The organism is Cysteiniphilum halobium, from assembly GCF_003574425.1.
GTDB lineage: Bacteria > Pseudomonadota > Gammaproteobacteria > Francisellales > Francisellaceae > Caedibacter > Caedibacter halobius.
Genome location: NZ_QLIU01000049.1, coordinates 55,499 through 82,260, shown reverse-complemented (window position 1 = coordinate 82,260; position 26,762 = coordinate 55,499). Strand labels below are relative to the sequence as shown.

Here is a 26,762-nt window from a genome sequence, read left to right as displayed (position 1 = left end):
AACGTTGGCTGAGCGTCAGTCGAAGCCATTGTTACTCGTACCCTTCGACTACGCTCAGGGAACGAGTTAAACCCAATAGTTATCTTTATAATGCGCCTAAATCATGATAGAGTTTTTTACGATGAGTGAATACTGTTTTTGATCGAGCACCTAGAACTTCATTAATATCTTCTACAGTTGTAGCATGTTCAATAATTTTACGATCTTTGATTTTGCCTTGTTGATAGAACCATTCAGCTACCGCTGTCCATCGCCATAAAGGACTTTTATTGTTAATTTTCAAAATTGGTTTTGGGAAAGTGTTATCGCCTCTTTTGCCCAGAATATATAACGATAGCGCTTGTTTACTTAATGAAGTTCTATTTGCGATATCTATTGAATTGACAAGATGCTCTGGCGCAACGCTACTCACAGAAGCATTGACATGTGCTGACTCAATATCTTTAATTGCGGAGAGAATTGCTTGCTCAAAATTTTCATCTTCCCTGTCAAAATCAAGGTATACGGTACCATTTTTAAAATTAATGATAGCGTCGTCACAGCCTGCTTCAAATAAGGCATCTTCCAAATTGGGTGTATTTTCATCGACCCCCTGAAGGATGAGTGTAAATTCGTAAGTTTCAGCCATTTTATTTATTCTCCTTGATGTTCACAACTATCAACGACTCTTTTAATTTGTTTTGCATGATTTTCAGCACTACGAGGTGTTGACCATATGCTGATTGAATGACCATCTCGGCTTTCAAGTGGGCATAATAGTCGACCCCAAGCATGCGCAGAGCTCCCACTAGTTTGATAGCGCCATCCTTTCATTTCAGCATATTTGATGGCTTTCTCAATTTCTTTATTCAGGGTGCTGGGTTCTCATGCATTTTGTGTAGTTTATCAAGGTATTTTGGATTATAGCTCAATGTTGACTTATGTCAACAAATGAAAATGTATTTAAACTTAAATTATTCCTTGAAATATTTTTTTTGACGCCCATTTGTTTGCGGTCGAATTTTAAATAAAGCAAACCACAATAGGAGCGAACATGTCTGAAAAACAAGTTTTTGACTTTCAAACGGAAGTAAAGCAATTATTACATTTGGTGATTCACTCACTCTATTCAAACCGTGAAATTTTCTTAAGAGAGCTTATTTCTAATGCATCAGATGCGGCAGAGAAGCTGCGTTTTGAAGCATTAAGCAATGCAGATGTTTTTGAGAATGATGCCGATTTAAAAGTGCGAGTTTCTTTTGATAAAGACGCTAAAACGATTACGATTGCCGATAATGGTATTGGCATGACACGCGATGAAGCTATTGAGCACTTGGGGACGATTGCAAAATCAGGCACTAAAAAATTCTTAGAAGCCTTAAGTGGCGATCAGACTAAAGACTCACAGTTGATTGGTCAGTTTGGTGTTGGTTTTTATTCCGCTTATATCGTCGCGGATAAAGTTACTGTAAACACGCGTAAAGCCGGTGTTGACGCTTCAAAAGGCGTGCGTTGGGAGTCAAAAGCGGATGGTTCTTTTAGTGTGGAAGATATTACTAAAGAAGTGCGAGGTACCGAGATTGTTCTGCATCTGAAAGACGAAGAGCATGATTTGTTAGATGATTGGAAACTGCGTCAAATCGTTAAAAAATATTCTGATCATATCTCCTTACCTATTCAAATGTTAAAAACAGAGCATGATAAAGAAGGCAAAGAAAAAGAAACTAAAGAATGGGAAACGATTAATAAAGCTAAAGCATTATGGACGCGTTCTAAGTCTGAAATTACGGATGAAGAGTACAAAGAGTTTTATAAGCATATTTCACATGATTTCACCGATCCATTGACTTGGTCGCATAATAAAGTAGAGGGTAATCTCGAATATACAAGTTTATTGTATTTACCGGAACGCGCACCCTTTGATCTATGGGATCGTGAGCGTAAATCTGGTTTACAGCTTTACGTACAACGCGTATTTATCATGGAAAATGAGCATTTGTTGCCGTCGTATTTGCGTTTTGTTAAAGGCGTTATCGATTCAAATGATTTACCATTAAACATCTCACGTGAGATTTTGCAGCATAACAAAGTGATCGATAAGATTAAAAAAGCAACGGCTAAGAAAGTCTTAGATATGCTCGATAAAATGGCTAAAGATGATAAAGAGCAATATGCGAAATTTTGGAAGGCATTTGGTCAAGTGTTAAAAGAAGCACCTGCTGAAGATCATGAAAATAAAGATAAAATTGCCAAGTTATTGCGCTTCGCCTCAACACACAAAGATACTGCTGAGCAATATGTGTCATTGGCTGATTATGTATCACGCATGAAAGAAGATCAGAAATTTATCTACTATGTGACAGCTGAGAGCTTTAATGCCGCAAAAAATAACCCACAGTTGGAAGTATTCCGTAAGAAAGGCATTGAGGTGTTATTGTTAAGCGATCGTGTTGATGAATGGATGACGTCACACTTATCTGAATTTGATGGCAAGACTTTAAAGTCAGTGGCTAAAGGTGATTTAGATCTTGGTGATTTGGATTCTGAAGAAGATAAAAAGCAGCAAGAAGAAACACAAAAAAAGTTTGAAAGTGTATTGAAACAAATGAAAGAAGTGTTGAAAGACAAAGTCGAGGATGTGCGTCTTTCTAAACGCTTGACTAACTCACCAAGTTGTATCGTTGTCAATGATTATGGCATGAGTATGCATTTGCAAAAAATGATGGCAGATGCCGGACAAATGATGATGCCTGGGATGGGTGGCAAGCCAATTCTTGAGATCAATGCCGATCATAAATTAGTGAAGCATTTGCAACAAGAGCAAGATGATGCACAATTTGCTGATTGGACAGACCTTTTATATCAACAAGCTTTGTTAGTCGAAGGCGCTCAGTTAGAGGATCCAGCAAACTTTGTCGGTTTGGTTAACAAATATTTAGCGGTGTAATCATATATTCTTGATAGGGAATTATTTGCCAAGGATTGGTATTATCTTTAAAGTTTCTATAAAGCTGTTTAGTTTTTATCATTAGCAATTTAGTATTATTTTGGATTACACTAAGTGGCGTTGATTAGTGTTGTTATAAATATAACGACGTGAGCTTATTTAGTATGAACGTTGACTGAGCGAAGTCGAAGATATTGTGCGTTACGTTTTTAATCACACCCTTTTAGGATTTGGCGGAGGTTAATGTTTTGACCCAAGCTAAATATGAACTATTACTGACTAGATCTGAATAAAATTTTATAAAACTTAAGGAGTTTATTATGCAAAATACACTGGTCTTAATTGCGGACTTTATTAATGAAATTGTGGATCCAAAAGGTGCTTTTGGTGCACATAATGCAGCACGTATTGTCGAAGATAAGACAATGGAAAAAGCCAATGAAGTCATCGCTTGGGCGCGAAAACATAACGTGTTAGTTGCGCATGTTAAAGTTGGATTTGAAACACATTATCAAGAATGTCCTAAACATTCACCGATGTTCGGTAAGGCGCCAGAATATGGCGTATTGAAATTAGGTTCATGGGGCACTGAGTTTCATGAAAAAATGGATGTGCGTTCTGAAGATATTATTGTCACCAAGCATCGCGTGAGTGCGCTATACGGTACGAATTTAGAGCCAGTATTAAGAGCAAATAAAATTGAACGTGTAATCATTTGTGGTGTATCTACAACTTATGTGGTTGAAGCGACAGCGCGCGAATTACATGATCGTGACTATCAAGTGGTTATTGTCAGTGATGCGTGTAATGCGGCAACTAAAGAGTCGCATGAGGCAAGTTTAAGTGCGTTATCACGTCTTGCGCAAATCACCACAACTGCTGAATTTGTTAAAGAGAATTAAACGTTTAAAAACATCTGTCATTGCAAGTATAAGTCCAAGAATCAGCGTTATTGCAAGCAGGGTTTCTGGCAATCTAGTTTCGTCATCGATTATAACTTAACTATTAATTACGTATGCAGTAGCGCATCTTTTTTGGTAAAACGTCCACCTAATATATGGTAATGCAGATGATAAACAGTTTGTCCACCTGCTTTGCCTGTGTTTATTAGTGTTTTAAAGCCTGCTTTAAGTCCTAAAGTTTGCGCAATTTTAGGGATTGCTAAATTGATTTTACCAACAAGAGAAATATCCTCATCTTGAAGATGATTTAAGCTATCAATATGTTTTTTAGGGACAACAAGCACATGCGCTTCAGCCACCGGAAAAGCATCATGAAATGCTAAAATATCAGCGTCTTCATAGACTTTATTTGATTTAATCTCACCATTGATAATCTTACAAAAAATACAATCACTCATTTGTCTAATCCTTTTGTTTTGAGAAAAAAGCATATAGTAATAATACCACACCAACACCACCAACAATGCCATAATGCTTGTCAATGAATTGATGCAGTGTGTTTAATAACTCACCCTGAAACCCAGAGATAATGCCAAGAACGGTCAGTGAAACACCAAAACCAATGATAATACCTCGATGCTTAGATTGCTTGATGTGCTTAGTTTGACTTACTGATTCCAAACTTTCGCGTTTGGATCGGTTAACTTGTGTATTTAATAAATCAAACAACAGCTCAGGGACATCTGGCAAGCGTTCACTAAGCTCAGGAATGCTTGCCATTGAGCGTTTGACAAACCCTTGCCAGCCAACACGTGTTTTCATCCATTTCTCCAAAAATGGCTTGGCAGTCGCCCATAAATTAAGATCAGGGTATAGATCACGACCTAAGCCTTCAATGTTTAATAAAGTCTTTTGTAACAACACTAACTGTGGTTGAACAGACATATTAAAACGTCTTGCGACTTGAAATAAGCGCATTAAGGTATAACCAAATGAAATTTCAGCCAATGGCTTTTCAAAAATAGGTTCACACACCGTGCGAATGGCAGACTCTAACTCATCAACACGGGTATCATACGGAACCCAGCCTGACTCGATGTGCAGTTCTGCTACTTTCTTATAGTCTCGATTAAAAAAGGCTAGAAAATTACCAGCCAAATAATGTTGGTCTTTACGGGTGAGTGTGCCAACGATCCCAAAATCGATCGAGATATATTTCGGGTCTTGCGGGTTAGTCGCATCGATAAAAATGTTACCTGGATGCATATCAGCATGAAAGAAACAATCACGAAATACTTGTGTGTAGAATATCTCAACCCCGCGTTCGGCTAGGAGTTTAAGGTCGGTATTAAGGGATTTCAACGCGTCAATATCAGAAACAGGAATACCCTGTATCTTCTCGATGGTTAACAAATTACTGCGGCAATATTGCCAATAAACTTCAGGAACATAATGAATATGACTATCTTTGAAGTTGCGCTTTAGTTGTGAAGCATTGGCAGCTTCGCGTTGTAAATCAAGTTCATCAAGCAGATTACGACTGATCTCAGCGACAACTTCTACAGGACGTAAGCGTCGTGTGGCTGGGACATAACGTTCAAGCATGTGGGCAAGGGTTTGTAATAGTTTAGTATCTTGTACTAATACTTTGTCGATGTTAGGGCGCAAAACCTTGACGACAACTTCTTTACCATTGGCAAGTGTAGCACTATGGACTTGAGCAATCGATGCTGATGCTAAAGGGTTGATATCAAAGTGAATAAAGGCGTCACTGATTGGTCGTTGTAATGCCTTTTCAATGACTGTTCTGGCATATTCACCAGAAAATGGAGGCACTTTGTCTTGCAGCTTGGCAAGCTCATTGACAAGATCATGTGGCAACAGATCGCGACGTGTAGAAAGCGCTTGCCCAAACTTGATAAAGATAGGTCCCAATCTCTCTAATGCCAAGCGTAGACGTGTGCCGCGATCAAGTCGATTGCGTGCAAACCAGTAATAAGGGTTAAATATTAGTGTGATTTTCAGTGCGCGCAATAATGGTAAATTTGCCATCATCGCGGTGACATTATATTTGTTTAATACATAACCGATATAGACTAGGCGTAGCCATTTCTTAAGCTTAGTCATGCTCATCACCGTTTGCTTTTGCATAAAGATAGTGATTAATTTTGGCAGTAATGCGTGTTAGATCTTGTTTTAATATTTGGATGTCACTAAAAAAATCTTCTACTTCTTCTTTGCATGGAAAAAGCTCTTTTTCATATTGAATATATTCTCTCAACTCGTGCGGTAGGCGCTCTTTGCTTGTCATCAACCATGCTTTAATGACATCAAGTGGTTTAGCTAAAAACGAGTTAAGTGGCGTTGTCTGACCTGAGGTTAAGGTGAAAATAAGATCAGGACGAATCGCTTTGAAGAAGTCGCGATAACACTCAAGTACGTGAATATCACCAATAAACTTAGCTTCACCCTGTTGAATATAGCTTTGTGGATGTTGACTTAATGCCATGGCGATTAATATACCTGAGTTTGCCATCAGTAAATGTGATGCATTGGCGCTTTCTACTAATTCAAGTGTGAGATTATCTTCACTTGGCTGAAAACAAAAGCACAGATTAAGATCGTTAATCGCAATGCTCAATGATTGATTGTGTAATTGATGAAGTAAATAGGCTTTTTGTGGGTCTAAACTCAGTGCTTTATCGAGTATTAAATTAACGGATTTTATGATCATCTGTTCCTTCATTTGATCACCTTAATATTTAATACCCATATGTAGGGCGACGACACCACCTGTCATATTTTGATAATCAACTTTATCAAAACCGGCATTTAGCATCATCTCTTTTAAACTTTCCTGATCAGGATGCTTGCGAATCGACTCCGCAAGATAGCGATAACTGTCAGCATCTTGGGCAATGAGCTGCCCCATAAAAGGTAGAATCTTAAAAGAGTACTGATCATAAATCTTGCTTAATAGTGGCAGGATCGGCTTTGAAAACTCAAGTACTAACAAACGCCCCCCCGGTTTTAATACGCGCTGCATTGAAGCTAATGCCGCATCTTTATCAGTAACATTTCTAAGGCCAAATGAAATTGTGATGCAATCAAACGTATTATCTGCAAAGGGTAAACATTCCGCATTGGCTTGGATATATTCGATATTGCCAACACAACCACGATTGGTGAGCTTTTCACGACCAATGCTAAGCATTGACGCATTGATGTCACTTAATACTACCTTGCCATGATCACCAATTTTTTGGGTAAATTGATAAGCCAAATCACCTGTACCACCTGCTAGATCAAGAACTTTTTGCCCTGACTTGACTGAGGCTTTTTGAATGGCAATTTTCTTCCATAAGCGATGTACTCCAAATGACATCACATCATTCATAATGTCATATTTTGCAGCAACCGAATGAAAAACGTCGGCAACTTTCTGCTGTTTATCTTCCCAGTTGACTTCTTCAAAGCCAAAATGCGTGGTTTGATCATGTGGTTTTTTATGCATAAGAGAAATCAGCAAAGCTTATTATTGCTAGGCAGTATATACCCATAAGAAGCTATTTTACAGCGTTTCTTAGCTTGCTGTTGTGTGCTAGGTTATTGTCCATATCAAACCTTTGATTATCTTTCAATAACCTCAAAACCATTAATTGTCCGTAAATTATAGTCAAAAGAAATGCCCACTTGATAGATTGGCAACTCAAGATGGGTAAATTTCAATGCATAGTTTTTATCGATAATCTGCTGTACAGCTTTTGCTGCCAAGTCTTCACCTTGACTGACCTTAAACTCAAAAATAATAACTTTTTTACCTGTGATAATAATCGACATGTCAATACGACCTTCAGAGGTGTGATCCTCTAGTTTAACATCGTAACCAAGGGCGGCAAAATAGCTATAAATAATCGCGCAATAATAACCTTCATAGCGATGTAATGGTGTTTTGGTATAGTAATCATAGGGAATGCTACTGTAAAAGCTTTGAATGGCTTTAGCAAACTGATCCCAGTCATCGCTTAATAGCGCACGGTTAATGGCAAGTTGATTAGCGGTGGCATCTTCCTGAGTAATCCCAATTTTGGTCAGTTGTCTGTTTAGGGCTGTCTTCACTTCAAAATTTGGATAGCCTAAACGATACCAAAGATCTTGACCAAAATAAAACTGCTCTTTTATCGTTAGATAACCGCTTTGCAGCATTAATGCAGCAATTGGAGTATTGTTAACATCGATGCTATTTAACGCATCAGGCGTTGCTTCATAATTCTCAAGCTCAGGAATTATGTCGCGGCGTTTGCTGATGAGTTTGATTAAAAAAGTGGGTGTGCCAGTTTCAAACCAGTAACTTTGATATTGTTGATTCCTGAAAAACAGCAAGATATCAAACGGGTTATAGACCTTTTGCTTTTCAGAACCTGCAAAATTATAGCCGTTGTACCAGGCTTTGAGTTTGCCAAGATCAACACCGTGTAGATACTCATCAAAGGTTTTTTCTAGCTCATCTTGCGTATAACCACATAGGTCAGAAAATCGTGCTTGAAAGGAGATGTCTTCCAAATTGTTTAAACCACTAAACAAGCTTACTTTAGAGAATTTAGATACCCCAGTCAAAAAGGCAAAGCGTAAACAAGCATCGTTGTCTTTGATCACACTGTAAAGACCTTTGAGGATCTCGCGATTGCGTAGCGCCTTATTAGACTCGCTAATGACATCGAGAATGGGTTTGTCGTATTCATCAACTAAGAATACAACACGTTGATTATATTTTTGATATAAGGTTTTAATGAGTTGATCAAGTTGTAGATCATAGTGTGTACTAGTGTCTAGCTCGACGTCATAGCGCTTAGCATTATCACTTAGCTCACGGCTAATCCATTGCAGTAAGGACTCTTCAGAAAACACGGCTTTAGATCGTCCAAAGCTAAAATGAATCACTGGAAACACTTCGTTAAAATCCCATTTATCTTCAATGTATAAACCTTGAAAAAGTTCACGCTTGCCAAGAAACAGCTGCTTTAAGGTATCGATAGTTAGGCTTTTACCAAAGCGTCGCGGGCGAGATAGAAAATAATATTTGCCCTGAGAAACTATTTCATGAACGTGTTTGGTTTTATCAACATAAAATGTATTGCCGTTAATCATTTCAGCTAGGGTTGAGTAGCCAATTGGTAATTTTTTCATACGTTATTATGTCTTTAAGTAAAACCATTACTGGCATAGAGTGTAGCAAAGAACGCATGACTTAGAAATAGCCATAGCTTGAGTTGTCTAAAACTGTCGTCCGTGACGAGAGTGGGTCACCAGTTCAAAAGAATGAATTTATTTGATATTGGATTTGTGCATTATTTCTAATGGTGTTAATTAATTCCTGCACGGATCAGACCACCTAAGTCATTTTCAACAAGGAAGTTTTCTAGATAAGTATGCACCTCATCAGTGGTTGCAAGTTTGAGTACCTGCTTTAGGACATTACGACATTGCTTCTTAGTGACAGATCGTAATACTTGCTTGACCTTAAGAAGTACAGAAGCGTTCATACTTAAACTATCAAAACCCATGCCAATAAGAAGGGCAGTAGCCAGCGGGTTGCCACCAAGCTCACCGCACAGTGAGATTTCTTTATTATGTCTTTTAGTCACCTTGACCAAGTGGTAAAGTATACGAATCATTGCTGGATGTAGTTGGTTATAGAGGCTGGCTACTTTTTCATTGGTGCGATCGACAGCCAGAATATATTGTGCCAAATCGTTTGAGCCAATTGATACAAAATCAACAAGAGCGATTAAACGATCTGCAAGCACAGCTGAGGCTGGGACTTCAATCATGATGCCAATGCATGGTTTATCAATATCAAAGCCTTCTTCAACAACTTCTTTATAGGCTTGGCGAATAAGCTGTTTTGCTTCTTTTATTTCTTCAATCGTCGTAATCATAGGGAGCAAAATATGTAAGTTATCATGATGTAAACTTGCTTTTAGCATTGCTCTTATTTGCATTAAAAATAAGTTAGATTGATCAAGTAACATACGAATGCCACGCCAGCCAAGAGCAGGGTTTTGTTCTTCTTCGTAGAAATAGGGTAGTGTTTTATCAGCACCTACATCTAAAGTGCGTAAAACGGCAGGTTTCTCAGGAAATGTTGACAAAATCTGTTGGTAAATAATGCGTTGTTCATCTTCACTTGGGAAGCGCTCACGGATCATAAAAGGAATTTCAGAGCGATACAAGCCAACACCTGCGGCTCCCTGACTTAAGGCGCGATCCAAATCTGCAATTAACCCGACATTTGCTTTAAGTACTATTTCATAACCATCAATTGTTGTGCTTGGTAAATCTTTAAGGGCTTGCAATTCAACGGCTTTTTGGCTTTCATGTTTGATTAATCGCTCGTATGCAGTTTTTAGCCCCTTGGCTGGTTGGATATATATGCGTCCAACATAAGCATCAACGATGACTTCTTTGCTATCGATAAAGCTAATCGGTAATGCCTTGATGCCTGTTACAAAAGGGACAGATAACGCTTTAGCTAGAATTGCGGCATGAGAATAAGATGAGCCGTGTTCGGAGATGATTGCTTTTAAGCGTCCTTTGGGGACTTCGGCAATCATCGATGCAGTGACTTCGCTAGCAACAAGGACGGTATCCACTGCATAGTGACTTTTTTTTAGAATTTTATTTTCAAGTGCTAACAAGATGCGTTTGCCTAAATCACGAATGTCACTGGCGCGCTCAACAAAATAAGGCTCATCCATTTGTTCAAAAATTGTGGCTTGCTCGATCACAACACGTTTGATTGCACTTTGCAGCCAAATGCCTTGGCGAATATAATCAATAATTGTGTCATAAAAACGGCTACTATCGATCATTTGCAAATAGGCTTCAAATAATTGAGCTTCTTCATTGCCTGCAAGGAGAGTGACACGCTGTAGCATTTCCTCCAGAGATTCTTTTACATCCTTTACTGCACTGATAAACAATTGCTCTTCGTCATCTGATTGGCTCGGTTTATCAGGGATCTCTTCAATATCTGTAATATTATAGCGGGCAACGGCGATGCCTTTTTGTACACCATCATTTGCACTAACGCCATCAAAGTACATCGGACTTTGTGGTTGATCTTCGATTTGTTCGGAAACATCTTCGATATGAATTGCACGATTCAGCGGTAGCGATAAGTTAGCACACAATGTCGCAACATCGGTTTGTAGGCTTTCAGTAATCTTGTCTTTGTCATTAAGTTGCAGTGCAATAATGGCAATAACATCACCTTTGTAGAGAACTGGAGCTGCTAATAATGACTGCAGGCGATTGCGTGCAAGCGTTTGTAGCACACTATAACTGGGTGCCTTTGACATGTCTGTAACGATAAGTGCTTCCTCACGTAAAGCGACTTTACCCAAGAGATCGTCTTTTGCGCTAATATAAATCATGCCAGATCGCAGTGTTGGTACCAGTGTTGAAGCACTCAGGGTGTAGGTGTGTTCTGTTTCATCTAAAATAAAAACACTACATGCATCAATATTAAGTACTTTGCATGCTTCTTTAGCAAACATCGATAAGACAACATCAAGCTCATATTTAAGCTCGATGATTTTGACTAAAGACTGCCACAGCATGGTGCTTACTCGCGCGGAAAGTCTTTAAGCACAGGGAAAAAGTACTCTAGTGCTTTTTGATAAACATGGCGCTTAAAGGCAACTACCTTTCCTGCAGGATACCAATAGTTGACCCAACGCCATTCATCAAATTCAGGTTTTTTATTGGCGTTAAGATTAATCGCGCTATCAGTAGATTTTAAGCGCAACAGGAACCACTTTTGTTTTTGACCAATGCACAATGGGCAATTTCTTCTAATCAGGGATCTGGGAAGCCGATACCTTAACCATGCTCTTGTTGCAGCAATTACCTCAACATCATAAGGCATAAGCCCCACTTCTTCTTTGAGCTCTCGATACATTGCTTCAATCGGCGTTTCTCCGGAGTTTAAGCCACCTTGTGGAAACTGCCACGAACTTTGGTTGACGCGACGACCCCAGAACACTTTGTTTTGATCATTCACAATAATGATCGCTACATTTGCTCTGAAACCTTCTTGATCTATCACGATCATTTCCAAACCTAGTACTATCCTGCTGTTTAGCATACCGTAAAGCCGGTAACTTTTCCTTGAAAATCTTGCTAAATTTTACAAAAAAACTCTGATAAAATAGATGGTGGTAAAACTATCAACCAAATCTCAAGGAGCGTTATTAGTATGTCTGACTTTACACATTATCAAGCCATGGTTAGTGAATATGGAATCGAGTTTGTCGATCTTCGATTTACTGATACAAAAGGCAAAGAGCAACACGTCACGATCCCAGTTCGCGCTGTTGATGAGGATTTTTTCGCTGATGGAAAAATGTTTGATGGTTCTTCTATTGAAGGCTGGAAAGGAATTAATGAGTCAGATATGATTTTGATGCCAGATGCATGTAGTATGTTTGTTGATCCGTTCTTTGAGGCACCAACCTTGATTATCCGTTGTGATATTTTAGAACCTGCAACGATGCAGGCGTATGACCGTGACCCACGTTCAATCGCAAAGCGCTGTGAAACCTACATCAAATCAACGGGTATTGCTGATACCGCATTTTTTGGCCCGGAGCCTGAATTTTTCATTTTTGATGATGTAACGTATAAATCAGATATGGAAGGATCTGAATATAAAATCAGAAGCAATGAATCAGCATGGAGTACAAATGATCTTCATGCTGGTCGTAACAATGGACATAAGCCAGGAGTTAAAGGCGGCTACTTTCCTGTGCCGCCGGTTGACTCACTACAGGATATCCGTTCAGAGATGTGTTCTATTTTAGAAGATTTAGGACAAGAAGTAGAAGTGCATCACCATGAGGTGGCTACAGCGGGTCAATGTGAAATTGGTACCAAATTCTCCACGTTAGTAGATAAAGCGGATCAAACACAAGTCTTTAAATATGTTGTGCATAATGTGGCTAATGGCTTTGGTAAAAGTGCAACCTTTATGCCAAAACCTATCCCAGGGGATAACGGCTCAGGTATGCATGTGCATCAATCGCTGTCAAAAGAAGGTAAGAATTTATTTGCAGGCAATGGGTATGCTGGGCTTTCAGAGGAAGCACTTTACTATATTGGTGGTATTATTCGGCATGCCAAAGCGTTAAATGCTTTTTGCAACCCATCAACCAATAGCTATAAGCGGTTAGTGCCAGGATTTGAAGCGCCCGTTTTATTGGCTTATTCCGCGCGTAATCGCTCGGCATCTATTCGTATCCCCTTTGTTAATAATGAAAAAGCGCGTCGTATAGAAGTGCGCTTTGGTGATCCGATGGCAAACCCATATTTGGCGTTCTCAGCCATGGTTATGGCTGGAATTGATGGCATTAAAAACAAAATTCATCCTGGTGAAGCGATGGATAAAAACCTATATGATTTACCACCTGAAGAGCTTGTTGATATCCTAACAGTAGCAACATCGTTAGAAGAAGCGCTTGCTGCTTTGGATGAAGATCGTGTATTCTTAACTGCCGGTGGTGTATTTTCAGATGATATGATTAATGCCTATATCGATTTGAAAATGGAAGAAGTACAGAAGCTCAATATGACGCCACATCCGGTTGAGTTTCAAATGTATTATAGTTTATAATTTTACGCAATTTGCGATGGACAGCAATAAATTCAGTTTATTCAATACATAACCAATTAAATTGCTGTCAAACTTGCAATGGGTGGGTAAATCTCTACAATCTGGAATTAAAATTTCATCAACACGTTGGAGCATGAACGGATGGAGATGACACAACTGTTTGTCGATTTATCGCGTAGTCAGTTTGCATTTACGGCTATATTCCATTTTATCTTTGTACCATTGACACTTGGCTTGTCGTGGATACTGTTTATTATGGAGGCTGCCTACATCAAAACGGGCAAGCAGGTATATAAGGACATGGTTAAATTCTGGGGTAAGCTTTTTGCGATCAACTTCGCGATGGGCGTTGTTACTGGAATTACCATGGAGTTTGAGTTCGGTCTAAACTGGGCGTACTTTTCACGATTTATTGGTGAGAGTTTTGGCACGGTGTTAGCCATTGAAGGTTTAACAGCATTCATGACTGAAGCTACACTTTTTGGTTTGTTTTTCTTTACTTGGAATAAAGTCAGTAAGAAAACGCATTTGCTGATTACTTTTTTCTTAGCACTTGGCACAAACTTGTCGATTGTTAATATTTTGGTCGCTAATAGCTGGATGCAGCATCCGGTAGCAACATTTCTAAACCCAGAAACGATGCAAATGCAACTAACGAGTTTTGTGCAGATTTATATGCAGGAGTTAGCACAAATTCGGATTGGTCACGTCGCTTTTGCTGGTTACCTGATCTCGGCTGCATTTGTTGTTGGTATTAGCTCGTGGTATTTACTACGTAAGCGAAATACTGGTTTTGCTATGCGTTCACTTGCTGTTGGCCTTGGCTTTGGCTTGTGCTCCTCGATCTTTATTTTCTTTTTGGGTGATGCCAATGGGCTTGTCGTTGATAAATATGAGCCTGCGAAAATGGCAGCGATTGAAGGGCAATGGGAAACGCAAAAGGCTCCTGCTGCTTGGTCAGCCGTCTCTTTCCCGTCTCAAGAGCACGAAAAAAATTATTTTGAAATTCAAATTCCATGGATGCTGAGTCTAATTGCAGGACACAGTCTCTCTGCAACAGTGGAAGGGCTTAAGCCCATAATGCATGAAAATAAAGAGCGTATTTATGATGGCTTGGTGGCGTTAAAAGCATTGGAGCAAATCAGAAATGGCAAGGGGACAACTGCTGATTTTGATATCTTTGATCCAAAAAACCAAGAGACCAAAAAATATCGCGATAATATTGGTTATGCCTTTATATTACAGGCGCATGCCAAAGACCCACATAATGCAAGTGCTGTGGAAATTGCCAAAGCTGTTAAGGATACTATTCCAGAAGTATGGCCAGTGTATTGGAGCTTTAGAGTGATGCTTGCCTGTTGGGCAATGGTTTTCTTTGTTATGGTATTTGGTGCAGTGCATGTATTGCGACGAACACTGCTTACATATCGCTGGTTTTTATGGCTGGCAGTTTTTGCTATTCCATTGCCTTATATTGCTGCAGAAGCGGGTTGGATTATTGCGGAGATGGGACGCCAGCCATGGGTGGTGCATGGTATATTACCAACGAGCATGGGAGCATCGACCTTGGCATCATGGAATATTGTGGTAAGTCTTGCCTTTTTTGCATTGCTATACGTTGGATTATTTGTGGTAGAATTAATCGTCATGCTTAAAGTCGCACGCAAGGGTTTAAAATCCTTAGGTAATGGTAGCTATGATTATAAGGAGCATCACTAATGTTATTTGATTATATGACCTTACAAATTATCTGGTGGGCGATTATTATTTTAGTGCTTATACTTTATGCAACAACGGCAGGCTGCGACTTTGGTGTAACGATTATGATGCCATTTATGTCAAAGCATAAAGAATTTAAAGAAAACGATGTCGAAAGACGCTTGGCGTTAAATACCATAGCACCGACGTGGGATGGCAATCAAACGTGGATTGTCATTGGCGGTGGTGCATTGTTTGGTATTTGGCCTGCGGTTTATGGTACGATTTTTTCAGGACTTTATCCGGTACTACTATTAGTGCTATTTACTTTTTTCTTACGCCCACCCGGATTTGATTATCGTGGTAAACTCGATGGTGATGGTTGGCGTAAATTCTGGGATTGGGGGCTTTTTATCAGTAGCTTTATTCCAGTACTTATTTTTGGTTTGGTGCTTGGCGCATTATTCCATGGCTTACCATTTTATCATGATGATTTTTTGCTAAGATCGGTTTATGCCGGTAGTGCCTTTGCAAGTGTGTTGTCACCTTTTGCTATTTTATGTGCGTTATTGGCATTAAGCATGGCATTAATGCATGCTTGTTTACATTTAAATCGTCGCTTATCAGGTGAGTTGGGCTTGCGTTTTCGTCGTTTATCCAATTTGTTTATCATCATTAATCTATTACTTGTCACTATTGGTTTAATTATGTTGGTATGTGTTGTCCCTGGAATGGTTATCACAGGCACACCGGCGAGTCTTTCTTTTAATACACAGGTGGATGTAGTTATAGGTGGCTGGCTGCATAATTATGGATTACATCCATGGATGTGGGTGGCACCTGTTGTGTGTTATGTTATGTTATTATTAGCCGCAATTACTAAAGAGAAAAAAGAAGCACTTGCCTATTGGTGTTCAGCTTTGGCAATTGCTGCGATTATATGCTCTGCAGCATTTGCATTATTTCCATTTATTGTCCCTTCTAACTGGGTGGGGGCAGGTGGTTTTGGTAGCCAAAGCCTGACAATTTGGAATGTATCTGCTTCTGAATATAGTTTGATGGGGATGTTATATATTACTCTGGCGTTTATGATTGTGATTATTGCTTATAAGCTGTGGGGCTTTAGTGCGGCATGGCGCGGTAAATCCAAGCTGGATAAAGGTGATTTAGAACAAAATAGTCATACATTCTACTAGTTGAATCAATAGAGGAACCATTATGTGGTATATCACAATTATAATTATGTTAGCGATTTCGATGTATGTGGCTTATCGTTTTACACTGTACGTCGATGATAAAATTGAAAAAGGGAAATACAAAGAGATTAGTGACGATCCCAATCATATAGCTAACAAGGGGGATCACCCAGCTAAAAAATAAAATCTTTGCGATTAGATTAGGCTTTTAGAATACCTTGTGTTCTTTCTTGATGCTCTTGAATCTCTTTTGCCTGTACCGATAAAGTGGCTGTTGGGCGTGCTAGTAAACGTTGAACACCAATAGGCTCACCGGTAAGCTCGCAATAACCATACTCACCATTTTCAATATGTTTCAACGATTCATTGACTTTGCGTAGTAACTTACTTTGGCGATCAACAGTGCGCAAGTAAAGTTGCTGCATCTCTTGTGAGGTGGCAACATCATTTAAATCAGTGTTGCGCTCAGACTCCGCTAAGCTTCTCTTTGCATCATCGATTGCTTCACTTAACTCTCTTTTTTGCTGAAGTAATAGTTCCTTAAAAAAAGCCAACTGCTCTTCATTCATATATGCATCTTCAGACATATTTAATAGTTCTTTCTCTGTCAGCATTGCGCGCCTCCATTAACGAGTTAGTTTTTCATCAGGGCGTTTTTATATCATAAAAAATAATCTATCACTAATAAATTTACTGCATATAAGTAAAAAAAGTAAAACTTTGGCGTTTAGTCAAGAAAATGGGATTAAAAAGTTGATTGAGTTAAGATATTCTGATCAATGCAATTAATATTTGTATGACCACAGAACGCCATGGTTTTGTCTAGCTCATTATAGAGTATTTCTAGAATGCGTCGAACACCATCTTCGCCATATGCGCCAAGTCCATAGATAAAAGCACGCCCAATCATCCCAGCCTGAGCGCCTAGTGCTTTTGCTGTTAATAAGTCTTGTCCACAGCGTATGCCTCCATCGAGCAAGATTTCAAGCTTATTGCCAACTGCTTGATTAATCGTATTGAGCATAGATATGGATGATGGGGCGCCATCAAGTTGGCGACCACCGTGATTAGATACAACAATCGCATCAGCGCCAAAGGCAACAGCTTTGTACGCATCATCAACATCCAGAATGCCTTTAACAATAATGGGGCCCTGCCATTGATCTTTGATCCATGCTATATCGTTCCAGTTAAGAGAGAGATCAAATTGCTCTGATACCCAGCTGCTTAAAGATGATAGATTATCAAGGTTATTAACATGCCCTACTATATTGCCAAAATTTCTGCGAGATGTTGTAAGTATCTTAGACCACCACCTAAATTTTGTTGCTATATTGATAATGTTATTAAAAGTAACTTTGGGTGGGATGGATAAACCATTTTTAAAGTCAGCATGTCGCTCACCTATCATTTGTAAATCAACCGTTAAAACAAGTGCTGAGCACCCGACTGCTTTTGCTCTATTGATAAGCTCACGGGTGAAATTTCTGTCTTTCATAACATATAATTGAAACCAAAATGGTCTGCTGACTTGTTCGGCAACATCCTCTAAAGAGCAGATAGATAGCGTTGAGAGTGTATAAGGGATACCAAAGCGCTCGGCTGCTTTTGCAGCCAGAATTTCGCCATCAGCATGTTGCATGCCTAAAAGCCCAGTTGGCGCTAAAATGACAGGCATTGTGTAGTTTGTTCCAAGGATGTTTGTTGCAAGTGTGCGCTCTTTGATGTCGACAAGGACGCGTTGCCTAAAGTAATATTTTCGAAAATCGCTTTCATTGGCATGATAAGTGCTTTGGTTCCAAGAACCTGAATCACAATATTGCGTAAACACCTTAGGTACTTTTTTATGGTACAGGGCTCTCATTTGCTCAATACTACGAATATGTTCAAGCTTTTTTTGCATTAGACCATCCTCTATTTGTCATGAGATTTCCTTTCTATCTTTATGCCTTCCCTATAACAATATATACCCAACGCATACCGTTTTACAGTATTTCTGCTGTTGAATTTGCAGCACACTACTTAGGCATTCTAAAGTGTGACGAGTATCGTTAAAATGGTGCTTAAGTAGCTGCTGAAGTTCCTTTGCGTGTTCCATGCTTCTTTTTATTGCGTTTTTAGCAAAACAAAAATGACATGAAAACGCTTAAAAATAAAGGGCTTCAGTGGCTACTGTCCTGTAGTGTGATCGCTTGTGAATAGATTTTAAAAAATAATACCTAGACAATAGCAGCACGATACAACGCAGATCTAAAAGGAATCACTATTTGCTTCTACATCTAAAGCTGTGGATCATTGTTGTAATATTCCAGAACTAATGTCTTTATTTCTTCACGATTTCTGTGATAAGAATATATATATTGATTATAATTTGGTTTTCTCTCACCAGTAGAGATGTCGATGGGTGATAATATAGGGGATAGATTGCCTAATATAACTGAATTTAAATATTCTTTGCTTGGCTCTTTGCCTAAAAGCGTAGTTTGAATAGTTTCCTCAGAGTGCTCCTGGATATAAGTTTTGAAATTTTCTGCCCTGAACTCCCCCATAGTTGGGCTTCTATTACTTATTTCAAATTCGATTCCCTTAATCTCGTATGTCAAGATATCCTTCGTTTCTTTGGTAAGTTGCCACTCTTCAAATGGTGTGGTCTTAAATATCTCTGATTTTGAATATTCCTTCTTATGTGTTGCCTCAACCGTACCATGTATTTTATCCTCATCAGAGAGGTTCCCCCAAAACTCTTTGGCGTCCTTTTGTATACTTTCTTTGCTTGGGAGACCCCTCTTAATGAAGTCATTAAACAGGTCATCTGGACTTAGGAGTTCTTGCATTTCTATTCCTTCCTCTACGGGTTGTATTCTTTTATTTACTTTTATAAGCTTGCTAATTTCTTGGCGTAGTTTTGGAGTATCTTCGTGAAACACACCCATATGCCCACTAGGATCAACCACCATTAATGGATTGCTATTACCATAGAAATAACCATTGATTAACCTATGGTTATTAAAAGCATAACTATCTGCCTGCATAAAACTTCTTAAACCTGGATCATAATCACGTGTTTTGAGATAATATAAGCCAGTCAATGGGTCAAACATATAACTCGAGTAACGAAGTGGATTAATAGCAAGAGCTAATGATCCACTTTCATGATCCGTCTTCTGTCCTCTGTCTTCCGTCCTCTGAACCCCATAGACGCTATATTGATAAAATTGTGGATTATCACCCAACTGACCAATTACCGAACCATGACGGTTGCGTAACAGCACGGTTGCATTACCATTAACACTACGCACCACTGCATTATTAGTGATTAAATACGTGGATGATTGTTGGGCACCGTCGCTTGTGTTTAATAGTTGATTATGGCGTGAATAGTAATGTACAAGTACCTTGGTGCTATTTTGCGCTACAGAACGTAGCCCATTGGCATAGTAATAATCGCCTTCTTTAGCACCTGAGGCAAGGCTTACTTGTGTTAGCTCATTTGCCGCATTATAGCTAAAACTCGCCCCTTGATTATCCATAGATATATTGCCATTGGCAGTATAATGAATCGCTGAGCTGACCAAAACACTGCGATGATTTACGCTTTGCTTATCCACCGATTTAATGCTACCTAGTGAATACGCTATGCTTTGGGTGATTAAAAGACACGACATGATCATGCCAATGCATAGCTTAGATTTGTTATTTAACATTTTTGACCTTATTATTTATGGTGTGTTCAAACAAGACAGTTACCATTGAAATTTATAACGTAGGGTGAAAGTCAAAAATAATTTATATGTAGATGAATGTGGGGCAGCTTTGTAGACTTGCGAGGTAGGTCATAGTGCTGGATATGTTTTAGGGTTTGCGGTCGCATTTAAAGTCGCATTTAAAATAGTAGGACACATCTCTTAACCCTAATTCTCAATAAGAAATCAACTATATCAATAAGCTTAGCTTATAATCAATGTGTTTATTTATGGGGTGGCTATAGAATAAATCTAGCAATAAAAAGTGGCGAAAATAAGCGAAATTCGCTAGGCTTGAGCTTACTTTTGATTGGATGAAATGGACTGGTTTTATGGTAAGACGTGTATTACTGCTTTTAGTTACGTTGATTATTATTTTTGGCGGTGGCTATTACTTTTTTGGGCCGCATGATAAAGAAGTCAACAAAAAACAGCAGATTGACTTGCATTCAACCGATCCAGCGGCTGATAAACTGTATCAAGCATTGCAAACCGCAAATTTCATTGAGCAAGGGCAAAAAACTGCAGTGCGTAATATGTATGTGATCTTTGATCCCAATTGTATTTTCTGTCATGCCTTATTTGAGGCGACACAAAACCAAGTCAATGCAGGAAATTTAGCGATTCGCTGGGTGCCGATTGGTATTATTAAGCGTTCAAGCCCACTAAAAGCAATGGCAATTTTAAGTGCAAAGTCACCGATTGATGCATTAAAGCAAAATGAAGCTGGTTTTAATTATGCCAAAGAGGAAGGTGGTATTACACCTGTGGTACATCCAACAAACGCACAAATTGAGCAGTTTAATCATAATATGATGATTTTAAAAGGGTTAATCAATTCAGTGCCTGTTGTGGTATACAAAAACAGTGTGGGTCAAGCAAGGTTAAGTGGTGGTGCGTTGCTACCCTTAAAAGCGGATAGTGCAGCCTTGGTTGAGAATGAACAGAAAGTAGATGTGTTTCTCAAAAACGTTGCTAAAAGTTGGTAAGTAGATGATTGTTTTTGCTATTTATGCTGTCATATTGGCATTTTTCTGGATTAAAACCTTAACTTCTCGTTGTGCAAGTGATGATGATTATGAGATAAATCGCTTTCTTGAGCAAAAACATCTTAAGATCAAACGCTATAAGCAATATGGACTATTGTATATCGTGACGTTGTTTTATTTGGTATCTGTTTCAATGATTTCAGCACGTTATATGCCAACACAAAAGCAAGTATTTGAAAGCACTGTATCGCAACTTAATCATGCCTGGCAGGTGATGCTTTCTTTTCCTTGGTGGTTGCAGGTACTGTTTTTTATTGCACTTGTATTATTTGTCGGTATGTTTGCGCTACCTCTTGCCAATTATGTTAAAGATAAAAAGTGAGTTAGAGGATGAATGATAGTTACTATATTGGTATAATGTCTGGCACCAGCATGGACGCCATTGATTGTGTTGTCGTGGCGTTTAATGGTGATTCATTTAGCCTCAAAGCACAGCAAAGCTTTGTCTATCCAGCTGAAATTAAAGCAAGAATTAAAGATATTTTCGCGCAAAACTATCAGTTATCCTTATTTGATTTTGGTGATTTAGATTATCAATTAGCAGAAAGTTATGCACAGTGCGTTAAACAAATGCTGGCAGCAAACAATCTCAATGCAAAAGATATTGTGGCAATCGGCTGCCATGGGCAGACGGTTTATCATCAGCCACAAGGGGCGCGTAAGTTTAGTATTCAATTAGGCAGTGGTAATGTGCTTACAGCACTTACAGGTATTTCTGTGATTAATGACTTTCGTAATAAAGATATGATTTTTGGTGGGCAAGGTGCGCCGCTGGTGCCGGCATTTCATCAAGCCTTTTTTGCTGATAAAGAGATACCTCGGGTGATTTTAAATTTAGGTGGGATTGCCAATATTACCTGTTTACATCCACAAAAACCTTTAATTGGCTTTGATACGGGACCTGGTAATACTTTGATGGATCACTGGGTCAGTAAACACTGTGCTCAAATATTTGATCAAGAGGGTGCTTGGGGGCGCGGTGGTGTATTGTTACCAAAACTATTGGATCAATTACTGCAAGATCCTTATTTCGCACAAGACGCACCTAAGAGTACTGGGCTTGAGTATTTTAACTTAAAATGGCTAGTTGACTACTTATCCGCTGATGAAAGTGCTCAAGATGTACAGGCAACGTTACATCATTTGACGGCGCGTTCAGTTGCTGATGCTATTTTAGCTTATCAAGCAGATACTCATGAGCTTTATGTTGCAGGTGGTGGTGCGCGTAATGATTTCTTATTGGCATTGCTTAGAGAGTATTTACCAGATGTAAATGTGCAAAGCATTAATGCTTTAGGTGTTGATGGGGCATGGATTGAGGCGATTGCCTTTGCCTGGTTTGCTTATTGTCATACAAATAAGATAAAAATACCATTTTCGGTGACAACAGGAAGTATTAAAGATGTTATATCAGGAAGTTATCATGCTTGTTAATGCAGCATAACATTATATTTTGGAGGGATCATGGGACACTTTTCACAACAGTTAAAAGCGGCGACCATAGACAGTATTGCTGGTTTATTTAAAAGTCGTAAAATGCTGGTGATGTTTATTTTGGGTTACTCGTCAGGCTTGCCGTTAATGCTTACGGCGTCATCATTAACCTATTGGTATCATGAATCAGGGATTAGCATTCAAGATATTGGTTTATTATCGCTTGTCGCATTGCCATATACGCTAAAGTATCTATGGTCGCCGGTGATTGATCGCATAAGCTTTAAATATCTTGGTAGACGCAAAGGCTGGATTTTTTTAATGCAGCTATTATTAATTGTCTGTGTGTTTTTATTGAGTCAATTCTCACCTGCACAATCACCGCTGATTATTGCTGGTATTGCCTTGGCAATTTGCTTTTTCTCAGCAACACAGGATATTGCAATTAATGCTTACCAAACAGAAGTGTTAGACGAAGACGAAAGAGCACTGGGTAGTTCCATTTCGGTATTAGGTTATCGCGTGGCAATGATGGTCACAGGTGCCTTTCTATTGATCATGGTTGAGTATTTCAATAATAACTGGCAACAGGGAATATTAGCACTTATTCCGTTTTTTGCTGTGGCGGTTATCGGTACTTTTTTAGCTTATGAAACCAAAGTTGACAATCGTCCCAAAACATTTGCAGATGCCGTTGTGTTGCCATTTTATGATTTCTTTACACGTCGTGGTTTTGGTGTGGCAATTGTTGTGCTTTTAATTATTATTTTTTATAAGTTTAGTGATGCTTTGGCATTTTCTCTTAATACTGTTTTTTTTGCTGATCTTGGCTTTGATAAAGTCACCATTGCAGTCTCGTATAAAACCAATGCCTTAATATTTACTTTTATTGGTTTGGTGCTCGGTGGGATGTTAGCCAAAGGATTTGGTTTATTTCGCACATTCTTGGTATTTAGCTTTATGATGGCAGTAGCCAATTTGATGTATATGTGGTTAGCATTTGAAGGTAAAAATTATTATTTGATGGTTATCTCCGTTGCTATTGAATATATGGTTGGTGCGATGGGAACTGCTGTGTTGGTAGCCATGATTATGAGTCTTGTCAATAAAAGCTTTTCTGCGACACAGTTTGCAGTGTTAAGCTCGATTGATTCATTGGGTCGTGTTTTAGTAGGACCTTTGGCTGGCAATGTCCAAGCAATTTGGGGTTGGGAGATGTTGTTTTTATTAAGTTTTATTCTTGGCTGTATTGTTACTTTTGCCATCTGGTTGGCACGCAAGCAGATTGTGCTAATGGGAAATCTACATGCGTAGGACACTTAGGATGCTTGATAGCCCGTTTTGCTACATGCTTTTTTATATCTAATTGAGGATCGTTTTTGATTAAGTACTCATTGAGTTTTCGAGTCAAAATACAGTTGAGTTGCTACATTTCAGCAATTGCTTCAACTTCAATTAATATATCTTTTGGTAAGCGTGAGACTTCAACACATGAACGTGCCGGTGGTGTCATGTCTTGAAAAAATGAAGCATAGACTTCATTAAAGGCGACAAAATCATCCATATTTTTAATAAAGCAGGTCGTTTTGATAAGCTTGTCCATACGGCTACCTGCCGCTTCAACGACGGCTTTTAAATTGTGCATTACTTGTGTTGCTTGCATTTTAATATCGCCTTTAACTACTTCTCCTTTAGCAGTTAATGCAATTTGCCCTGAAGTATATAACATGCCATTTATTTTCACTGCTTGGACATAGGGCCCTATTGCCTGTGGTGCATTATTGGTTTTGACGACTTCTTTCATAAAGAATCCTTATGTTTTATAGAGAAAATTTTATTCTGTCAAACTGGTGGAAATTGTCAACGCATGTATCAGCACTTACGTAAAGAGAGTTGTGTTATGAAATTAAACACAATTACTAATAGCACGAGTATCAGTAAACTAGATAGTAACACTTCTTTAAAAGCCATTGTTGAGTAATGATGCAGTAATGAGGTGATAGTTAAATAAATGACCGGAATAAACCCTTGATATAAGATATTAAGATATGTGCTTAACAAGGTATTTGTTTGATTTGAATATTGATTGGTGAAGATGATTTGTCTTAAGCTAAACATTACGACATATTCGACAATTGCGTAAATAATAAAAAACACAATAACGGCAAGTAATACCCAAGCTACATTAGCTGAGCCAATGGTATAAAAACACCACAATAGCGGCAACATCAACATACCAAATAAAAAGATATTCTGGCGTATCTTAGCATCAGTTGTTTGGCTTTTCTTATGTAAAATAAGGCGCAAACCAATGATCACGACGATTAATGAAAATACAGGCTCTAACGGATAAACTGCTTGATAGATTTGTGAAAATTGATCATTGAATAAAAACAACAGTACCGATGACATCAACACATAAACAACAATACTATATTGGCTTGCACCATTGATGCACAACATAATATAGCGTGGCTTGGTTTTGATAGCGATAGCAATACTCAGAAAAACAATAATGACAATGACAAGTGCATCAGCGATATTATGCCAGCGATACATTAATGCGCCACACAACAGTGCTAATAATGCGCCTATGGCAAAGGAGAGTAGACATTTTAAAAACACCTGTATATTGAAGGTTTCAATGCCACGCACAAAACGGAAGTAGTAAAAACATGCACCACAAATCGAAGTCACCAAGGTGAAAGGCAACAGCAGATTTAAAAAAGAGAAGCCAACAAACAAAATGGTGACGATAATGCCAAGGGTGTTGACGATAAATGACATCAGGTTGTTTTTGATCTCATTGGAAAGTGAGTCTTCTACAACAAGCTGATAACGTTTAGTATGCAATACGACTTGATTGCCTAGATAGGATAATAAAAAGAAATGCACTCCCATTGTCATGTAAAGTATACCACCACCAAATTTTCCGGAGAGCAGGATATAGGTAGTGAACATCAATAAAAATGGACAGAAGAAACCAACCATTGTTAAGGCATCTGACTTTTGCTTCACGTCTTTGACCAGTTTTTCAGTTAGCATGATGGTAAGCCAAGTAATGAGTCCTAAAATCGCACCAATAATCAGCATATCTGAGAAGAAATATAAACGTTCAAAATCATCTTTAAAAACTTGATTAAAGCTTGAAATGCTTTCTGCTAATGCCCGAATAGGGACATATACTGGCAAAATACAGAAATATAAAATACTTGGGTGGCGTATACAGTTAATCAAAAAAGCGCGTTGTGGTGACATTGGTAGTGTTCCTTTATTAAAATCTACTTAATGTACGTTCAAGTGCGCGACTAGATAGTATCCATTTCAAGAACTTAGCAATACTGGTAAATTTAGTGATGCTGTAGCGTGGTGCGGGATTTTTAGCTTTAAGAATTTTCTCAACAACCTTGGCTACGGAAATGGCTTCTTCGCTAAATGGTACAGGTTTATGGTCACCTGATATTAGTTTTTTATAATCACTTAAATGCACCGAATTTTTCAGTTCAATATTTTTAACTGTTTTCATTGAATTTTCTCGGATTTTACTGGTCACCGGTCCGGTATTAAGTATCGTCATATGGATGTTGGAGCCTCTTAACTCTTGACGCATTGAATCAACTAGCCCCTCTATGGCGTATTTACTGGTATTATATGCTCCTCGATATTTCAATGAAACCAGCCCTAAGACTGAACCATGCTGGATAATTTTGCCATACCCTTGCTTGCGCATTATTTTAAGTGCTTTACGCGTCAGGTTGTGTAGCGCAAAAAAGTTGGTATCAAACTGCTCTTTGACGTATTTTGTTGGAATATCTTCCAAGGCACCGGCTTGTGCATAACCGGCATTATTAAATACAACATCTAATTTACCATTCGTCTTTTGTAGAATATCAGCCAATGCAGTATCTATTTGCGCATCATTTAACACATCAATCAAGTAAGTTTCAAAACCTTCAGCAATGAGCTTTTCAACGTTTTCTCGATTCCTAGCGGAGGCAAAAACACGGTAACCTTGTGCCTTTAAATATTTTGCAGTGGCATAACCGATGCCGCCATGCGAGCAGCCTGTAATTAAAATCGTTTGTACGTCCATTAAAAAATTAACTCCAATATATTGAGAAGATTAGTGTCCAATGTTTGA

24 protein-coding genes are annotated in these 26,762 nt (G+C 38.6%); 10 read left to right on the top strand and 14 right to left on the bottom strand.

The features are described from left to right. Positions 1-85: 85 nt before the first annotated feature. Positions 86-628 carry a helix-turn-helix transcriptional regulator gene (locus DNK85_RS08685; protein ID WP_208123159.1) on the bottom strand — a complete coding sequence of 181 codons (543 nt, stop codon included), beginning with the start codon at positions 626-628 and terminating at the stop codon, positions 86-88. Positions 629-1,033: 405 nt separating this feature from the next. Here DNK85_RS08685 and htpG point away from each other — a divergent pair, with 405 nt between their 5' ends. Together htpG and DNK85_RS08670 are read left to right on the top strand one after the other, a co-directional pair. Further along, positions 1,034-2,926 carry a molecular chaperone HtpG gene (gene htpG, locus DNK85_RS08675; protein ID WP_119329180.1) on the top strand — a complete coding sequence of 631 codons (1,893 nt, stop codon included), beginning with the start codon at positions 1,034-1,036 and terminating at the stop codon, positions 2,924-2,926. A 320-nt stretch (positions 2,927-3,246) separates the two neighbouring features. Further along, complete coding sequence (locus DNK85_RS08670; protein ID WP_119329179.1) at positions 3,247-3,828, top strand: cysteine hydrolase family protein; 582 nt, start codon at positions 3,247-3,249, stop codon at positions 3,826-3,828. 107 nt (positions 3,829-3,935) lie between these two features. Here DNK85_RS08670 and DNK85_RS08665 read toward each other — a convergent pair whose 3' ends face one another. From DNK85_RS08665 to DNK85_RS08635, 7 genes are all read right to left on the bottom strand, one after another. Beyond that, positions 3,936-4,286 (bottom strand): histidine triad nucleotide-binding protein, encoded by a 351-nt coding sequence (locus DNK85_RS08665; RefSeq protein ID WP_119329178.1) that lies wholly within the window; start codon positions 4,284-4,286, stop codon positions 3,936-3,938. Positions 4,287-4,290: 4 nt separating this feature from the next. Beyond that, the gene (gene ubiB, locus DNK85_RS08660) at positions 4,291-5,955 is read right to left on the bottom strand and encodes a ubiquinone biosynthesis regulatory protein kinase UbiB (protein WP_119329205.1); all 1,665 of its coding nucleotides are present in this window, start codon (positions 5,953-5,955) and stop codon (positions 4,291-4,293) included. Continuing rightward, positions 5,948-6,574: an SCP2 sterol-binding domain-containing protein gene (locus DNK85_RS08655; protein ID WP_119329177.1), complete on the bottom strand. Its 627-nt coding sequence runs from the start codon at positions 6,572-6,574 to the stop codon at positions 5,948-5,950. Before DNK85_RS08655 ends, ubiB begins: the two co-directional genes overlap by 8 nt. Before the next feature lie 9 nt (positions 6,575-6,583). Continuing rightward, positions 6,584-7,342 (bottom strand): bifunctional demethylmenaquinone methyltransferase/2-methoxy-6-polyprenyl-1,4-benzoquinol methylase UbiE, encoded by a 759-nt coding sequence (gene ubiE, locus DNK85_RS08650; protein WP_119329176.1) that lies wholly within the window; start codon positions 7,340-7,342, stop codon positions 6,584-6,586. Between the two features lie 116 nt (positions 7,343-7,458). Continuing rightward, positions 7,459-9,015, bottom strand: coding sequence for an ATP-binding protein (locus DNK85_RS08645; RefSeq protein WP_119329175.1), 1,557 nt, complete (start codon positions 9,013-9,015; stop codon positions 7,459-7,461). A gap of 176 nt (positions 9,016-9,191) precedes the next feature. Then, positions 9,192-11,450: a phosphoenolpyruvate--protein phosphotransferase gene (gene ptsP / locus DNK85_RS08640; RefSeq protein ID WP_119329174.1), complete on the bottom strand. Its 2,259-nt coding sequence runs from the start codon at positions 11,448-11,450 to the stop codon at positions 9,192-9,194. A gap of 5 nt (positions 11,451-11,455) precedes the next feature. Further along, positions 11,456-11,938 carry an RNA pyrophosphohydrolase gene (locus DNK85_RS08635; RefSeq protein WP_162896631.1) on the bottom strand — a complete coding sequence of 161 codons (483 nt, stop codon included), beginning with the start codon at positions 11,936-11,938 and terminating at the stop codon, positions 11,456-11,458. 150 nt (positions 11,939-12,088) lie between these two features. On the opposite strand from DNK85_RS08635, the gene glnA reads away from it, so the two are divergent. The 4 genes from glnA to DNK85_RS11570 all read left to right on the top strand — a co-directional run bounded on the left by glnA (position 12,089) and on the right by DNK85_RS11570 (position 16,579). Then, on the top strand, positions 12,089-13,501 hold the full coding sequence (gene glnA / locus DNK85_RS08630; protein WP_119329172.1) for a glutamate--ammonia ligase: 1,413 nt from the start codon (positions 12,089-12,091) through the stop codon (positions 13,499-13,501). 147 nt (positions 13,502-13,648) lie between these two features. After that, complete coding sequence (locus tag DNK85_RS08625) at positions 13,649-15,220, top strand: cytochrome ubiquinol oxidase subunit I (RefSeq protein ID WP_235842417.1); 1,572 nt, start codon at positions 13,649-13,651, stop codon at positions 15,218-15,220. Further along, positions 15,220-16,395, top strand: coding sequence for a cytochrome d ubiquinol oxidase subunit II (gene cydB, locus DNK85_RS08620; RefSeq protein WP_119329170.1), 1,176 nt, complete (start codon positions 15,220-15,222; stop codon positions 16,393-16,395). Before DNK85_RS08625 ends, cydB begins: the two co-directional genes overlap by 1 nt. Before the next feature lie 22 nt (positions 16,396-16,417). Beyond that, entirely contained in the window at positions 16,418-16,579 is a 162-nt protein-coding gene (locus DNK85_RS11570) for a hypothetical protein (RefSeq protein WP_162896630.1), read from the top strand. A 16-nt stretch (positions 16,580-16,595) separates the two neighbouring features. Here the strand turns inward: DNK85_RS11570 and dksA are convergent, their stop codons facing one another. The 3 genes from dksA to DNK85_RS08605 form a co-directional block, all read right to left on the bottom strand. Continuing rightward, positions 16,596-17,009, bottom strand: a complete 414-nt coding sequence (gene dksA, locus DNK85_RS08615; protein WP_119329169.1) for an RNA polymerase-binding protein DksA — start codon at positions 17,007-17,009, stop codon at positions 16,596-16,598. 131 nt (positions 17,010-17,140) lie between these two features. Further along, a complete protein-coding gene (locus DNK85_RS08610; protein WP_119329168.1) occupies positions 17,141-18,298 on the bottom strand; it encodes an alpha-hydroxy acid oxidase in 1,158 nt (385 codons plus the stop codon). Positions 18,299-18,674: 376 nt separating this feature from the next. Then, positions 18,675-20,099, bottom strand: a complete 1,425-nt coding sequence (locus tag DNK85_RS08605; RefSeq protein ID WP_119329167.1) for an RHS repeat domain-containing protein — start codon at positions 20,097-20,099, stop codon at positions 18,675-18,677. Between the two features lie 371 nt (positions 20,100-20,470). Between DNK85_RS08605 and DNK85_RS08600 the strand changes: the two genes are divergently transcribed. The 4 genes from DNK85_RS08600 to DNK85_RS08585 are packed head-to-tail and all read left to right on the top strand — an operon-like array spanning position 20,471 to position 23,935. Continuing rightward, positions 20,471-21,127, top strand: a complete 657-nt coding sequence (locus DNK85_RS08600; protein WP_119329166.1) for a hypothetical protein — start codon at positions 20,471-20,473, stop codon at positions 21,125-21,127. A gap of 4 nt (positions 21,128-21,131) precedes the next feature. Next, a complete protein-coding gene (locus tag DNK85_RS08595; protein WP_119329165.1) occupies positions 21,132-21,509 on the top strand; it encodes a hypothetical protein in 378 nt (125 codons plus the stop codon). An 8-nt stretch (positions 21,510-21,517) separates the two neighbouring features. Continuing rightward, on the top strand, positions 21,518-22,621 hold the full coding sequence (locus DNK85_RS08590; RefSeq protein WP_119329164.1) for an anhydro-N-acetylmuramic acid kinase: 1,104 nt from the start codon (positions 21,518-21,520) through the stop codon (positions 22,619-22,621). A gap of 30 nt (positions 22,622-22,651) precedes the next feature. Beyond that, positions 22,652-23,935, top strand: a complete 1,284-nt coding sequence (locus DNK85_RS08585; RefSeq protein WP_119329163.1) for an AmpG family muropeptide MFS transporter — start codon at positions 22,652-22,654, stop codon at positions 23,933-23,935. 112 nt (positions 23,936-24,047) lie between these two features. On the opposite strand, the gene DNK85_RS08580 is transcribed toward DNK85_RS08585, so the two are convergent. From DNK85_RS08580 to DNK85_RS08570, 3 genes are all read right to left on the bottom strand, one after another. Then, the gene (locus DNK85_RS08580) at positions 24,048-24,425 is read right to left on the bottom strand and encodes a RidA family protein (protein WP_119329162.1); all 378 of its coding nucleotides are present in this window, start codon (positions 24,423-24,425) and stop codon (positions 24,048-24,050) included. Between the two features lie 68 nt (positions 24,426-24,493). Beyond that, positions 24,494-25,879, bottom strand: a complete 1,386-nt coding sequence (locus tag DNK85_RS08575; protein WP_119329161.1) for a hypothetical protein — start codon at positions 25,877-25,879, stop codon at positions 24,494-24,496. Between the two features lie 16 nt (positions 25,880-25,895). After that, positions 25,896-26,714, bottom strand: coding sequence for an SDR family NAD(P)-dependent oxidoreductase (locus DNK85_RS08570; protein WP_119329160.1), 819 nt, complete (start codon positions 26,712-26,714; stop codon positions 25,896-25,898). Positions 26,715-26,762: the final 48 nt, after the last annotated feature.

Coding starts and splice junctions, on each gene's coding strand:
- DNK85_RS08570 (WP_119329160.1), bottom strand. CDS start 26,714: ATGGACGTACAAACGATTTTAATTACAGGCTGCTCGCATGGCGGCATC.
- DNK85_RS08600 (WP_119329166.1), top strand. CDS start 20,471: ATGGTAAGACGTGTATTACTGCTTTTAGTTACGTTGATTATTATTTTT.
- DNK85_RS08670 (WP_119329179.1), top strand. CDS start 3,247: ATGCAAAATACACTGGTCTTAATTGCGGACTTTATTAATGAAATTGTG.
- DNK85_RS08645 (WP_119329175.1), bottom strand. CDS start 9,015: ATGAAAAAATTACCAATTGGCTACTCAACCCTAGCTGAAATGATTAAC.
- htpG (WP_119329180.1), top strand. CDS start 1,034: ATGTCTGAAAAACAAGTTTTTGACTTTCAAACGGAAGTAAAGCAATTA.
- DNK85_RS08665 (WP_119329178.1), bottom strand. CDS start 4,286: ATGAGTGATTGTATTTTTTGTAAGATTATCAATGGTGAGATTAAATCA.
- glnA (WP_119329172.1), top strand. CDS start 12,089: ATGTCTGACTTTACACATTATCAAGCCATGGTTAGTGAATATGGAATC.
- DNK85_RS08610 (WP_119329168.1), bottom strand. CDS start 18,298: ATGCAAAAAAAGCTTGAACATATTCGTAGTATTGAGCAAATGAGAGCC.
- dksA (WP_119329169.1), bottom strand. CDS start 17,009: ATGCTGACAGAGAAAGAACTATTAAATATGTCTGAAGATGCATATATG.
- DNK85_RS08595 (WP_119329165.1), top strand. CDS start 21,132: ATGATTGTTTTTGCTATTTATGCTGTCATATTGGCATTTTTCTGGATT.
- DNK85_RS08655 (WP_119329177.1), bottom strand. CDS start 6,574: ATGAAGGAACAGATGATCATAAAATCCGTTAATTTAATACTCGATAAA.
- DNK85_RS08685 (WP_208123159.1), bottom strand. CDS start 628: ATGGCTGAAACTTACGAATTTACACTCATCCTTCAGGGGGTCGATGAA.
- ubiE (WP_119329176.1), bottom strand. CDS start 7,342: ATGCATAAAAAACCACATGATCAAACCACGCATTTTGGCTTTGAAGAA.
- DNK85_RS08580 (WP_119329162.1), bottom strand. CDS start 24,425: ATGAAAGAAGTCGTCAAAACCAATAATGCACCACAGGCAATAGGGCCC.
- DNK85_RS11570 (WP_162896630.1), top strand. CDS start 16,418: ATGTGGTATATCACAATTATAATTATGTTAGCGATTTCGATGTATGTG.
- DNK85_RS08625 (WP_235842417.1), top strand. CDS start 13,649: ATGACACAACTGTTTGTCGATTTATCGCGTAGTCAGTTTGCATTTACG.
- ubiB (WP_119329205.1), bottom strand. CDS start 5,955: ATGACTAAGCTTAAGAAATGGCTACGCCTAGTCTATATCGGTTATGTA.
- cydB (WP_119329170.1), top strand. CDS start 15,220: ATGTTATTTGATTATATGACCTTACAAATTATCTGGTGGGCGATTATT.
- DNK85_RS08585 (WP_119329163.1), top strand. CDS start 22,652: ATGGGACACTTTTCACAACAGTTAAAAGCGGCGACCATAGACAGTATT.
- DNK85_RS08575 (WP_119329161.1), bottom strand. CDS start 25,879: ATGTCACCACAACGCGCTTTTTTGATTAACTGTATACGCCACCCAAGT.
- DNK85_RS08605 (WP_119329167.1), bottom strand. CDS start 20,099: ATGTTAAATAACAAATCTAAGCTATGCATTGGCATGATCATGTCGTGT.
- ptsP (WP_119329174.1), bottom strand. CDS start 11,450: ATGCTGTGGCAGTCTTTAGTCAAAATCATCGAGCTTAAATATGAGCTT.
- DNK85_RS08590 (WP_119329164.1), top strand. CDS start 21,518: ATGAATGATAGTTACTATATTGGTATAATGTCTGGCACCAGCATGGAC.